The organism is Actinacidiphila oryziradicis, assembly GCF_005047355.1.
In the GTDB taxonomy this organism is placed as follows: Bacteria; Actinomycetota; Actinomycetes; order Streptomycetales; family Streptomycetaceae; genus Actinacidiphila; species Actinacidiphila oryziradicis.
In genome coordinates, this window is the sequence record NZ_SUMC01000293.1 from 1 (window position 1) to 2,212 (window position 2,212).

Sequence of the window (2,212 nt, forward strand, 5' to 3'; positions counted from 1 at the left end):
TCAGCTGCTGCAGCAGCCCGCCCTCCCCAGTCAGCTGCAGGCCCTCCGACCTGGCCCGGTCCACCAACATCGAGATCAGCTGGTCATCCGGCACCCCTCCGGACACCGCCGGACCAGCGGCCTCGATCGACTTCAACTCCACACTCTGCACAGTCACTTGGCGTCTCTTCCTTGATCGGCAGATCCGCCGTTAGTTTTACACTCCGACGTCGACCAGGGTCCGGCAGGCGTTGATCCTGCGTCGGGTGCGTTTCCCCTTGAGTGGCCGGTTGGCGCCTACACCTACAACACGGCGCAGCTCACTGGTGTGTGGCTGTCCACGGCCGCCTGGTCGCGGCATCGTTCTCCTCGTGAGAACTCGCGCTCCGTGAGTGACCGCGATTCCCCGTGGCTTCCCGGTCGATCGGGCACGCGAGGGGCACGGTGAACCCCTCGATGCGAACTACCGGCAGGGCAGGGCAGGGCAGGGCTGGCCTGCCCTGATCGGACGTGTGGTGATGTGTGGTCCCGACAGGCGTTGTACGGCGGTGTTGCTGTACTTCCGTGCTGTAAGCGGCTGGCTCCGTAGGTGGGAACCGGCTGCGTTTGTCGGTCGGATATGACCGCACCGCCGTGAGCGGGTTGGCGATGTCGATGAGTTGCTACTCAGGGTGAGAAGGGCGCCGTGGACGAGGCCTCTTACCGAGATAGGGGCCTCCGTGCTGGCTGAGGTGTGACGCGTATGATCCATTCGTGACTGATGAGACTCACGTGAGGCCGCGGATACGGCGTGGCACTCAGGCATTGGTCACCCCGTTACGGTTTCGCGCATATCCCCGGGCCGCCTTACCCCAACGCTTCCAGCAGTTCGCGCTCGCGCTCGCTGCTGAGGCCGGCCCGGCGGGGTCGGTCCAGACCCTGCTCCCGCTCCCAGCGCAGGGTGTCCGCCAGCAGCTCCACTCGGGGCCGATGCCGTAGGCCGGCAGCGCCGGCCGCAGCGCCGCTGCGGGCGCTGAAGCCGGCCCAGTCCGGGTCGGCCATCCACATCGCGAGCGATTCCGGGCCCATGAACTGACCCACCTTCTGCCCGAGCAGCCAGTCGGCGCCGGCCTCCACCACAGGCCCGGTGTGCCCTCCGACCTCCCGCGACAGTGCGACCCACTCGCCGAAGGGCACGATCGGGCCCACCGCGTCGTACGTTCCGGTCGTCCCCTTCTCCGCACCGTCGAGCAGCCACGCCGCGAGGTCCCGCACGTCAACCGCCTGCGTCGCAATGCCGGGCGAAGCGGGCACCAGCAGCGGCGCCAGCGGCTCGCGCGCCGCGCGACCGACCCAGTACCCGGTGCGGCCGCTATGGTCACCGGGACCGCCGATCAGTCCGGCCCGCGCGATGAGGAGCCGGTCGCCCACCGCGGCCGCCGCGGCCTCCTCACAGGCCACCTTGGCCTCCCCGTACTCCTCACGGTCGGCCTCGTCCCGATCGGTCGCCGGGAGCAGTTCCGCCGACTCGTCCGCGTCTGGCTGCGCATGCGAGGCATACGCGCTGACCGAGGACACGTACGACCAATGGCCCGTCCGCTCACCGAGGACTGCCAGCGCCCCGCGGACGAAGCCCGGCTGCCACGACACCTCGACCACGGCGTCCCAATCCCGGCCCGCCACGCTTTCGTACGCCGACGGATCGCGCCTGTCCGCAGCGACCAGTGCCGCGCCCTTGGCCACTTCGCCACTTTCCCCGCGGGCCAGGCAGGTCACCCGATGCCCGCGTTCCAGTGCCTGCCGCGAAATCTCGCGGCCCACCCACGCCGTCCCACCCAATAGCAAGATATCCATCAGCTCACTCAACACGGTCTGTGAGCCTGCGAGGCCCTGCTTCGCCGAAGGCGTAGCAATCCGCGACGAGCCCCCGGAGCGGCCTCCCCGACCGATTACATCCGTCAGACGCTGTGGCCAACCGTGATGCGCAACTGGCCACCTGAAGCGCTCAGTCACAGCCGGTTGTGCCGAAGCACGATAGTCGTCACACAGGCAGGCTTGTTGTCACCAAACGGCGGCGTGCCTCTGCCAGTGGCTCCAATCGGGTGGCAAGAGGCTGAAGCGGTCGGGGTCAGTCGTCTCCGGACGCACGCCGCGCGAGGCTCTCGCGCAGTCTGGCCAGCCGGTCGATCTCGGCGTCGAGGGCGGCGAGCCTGCGGCCGACAATCCCGGAGGTGGGGGCGCCGGGTTCGACAGA

General features: G+C 68.9%; 1 protein-coding gene and 1 pseudogene. Both read right to left on the reverse strand.

Annotated elements, in window-relative coordinates:
• Positions 1–142: pseudogene (locus tag FCI23_RS64565) on the reverse strand (IS256 family transposase); the annotation flags it as partial.
• Positions 143–825: 683 nt separating this feature from the next.
• On the reverse strand, positions 826–1,812 hold the full coding sequence (locus tag FCI23_RS55295; protein ID WP_136731706.1) for an NAD-dependent epimerase/dehydratase family protein: 987 nt from the start codon (positions 1,810–1,812) through the stop codon (positions 826–828).
• Between the last annotated feature and the right edge of the window lie 400 nt (positions 1,813–2,212).

Coding starts and splice junctions, on each gene's coding strand:
- FCI23_RS55295 (WP_136731706.1), bottom strand. CDS start 1,812: ATGGATATCTTGCTATTGGGTGGGACGGCGTGGGTGGGCCGCGAGATT.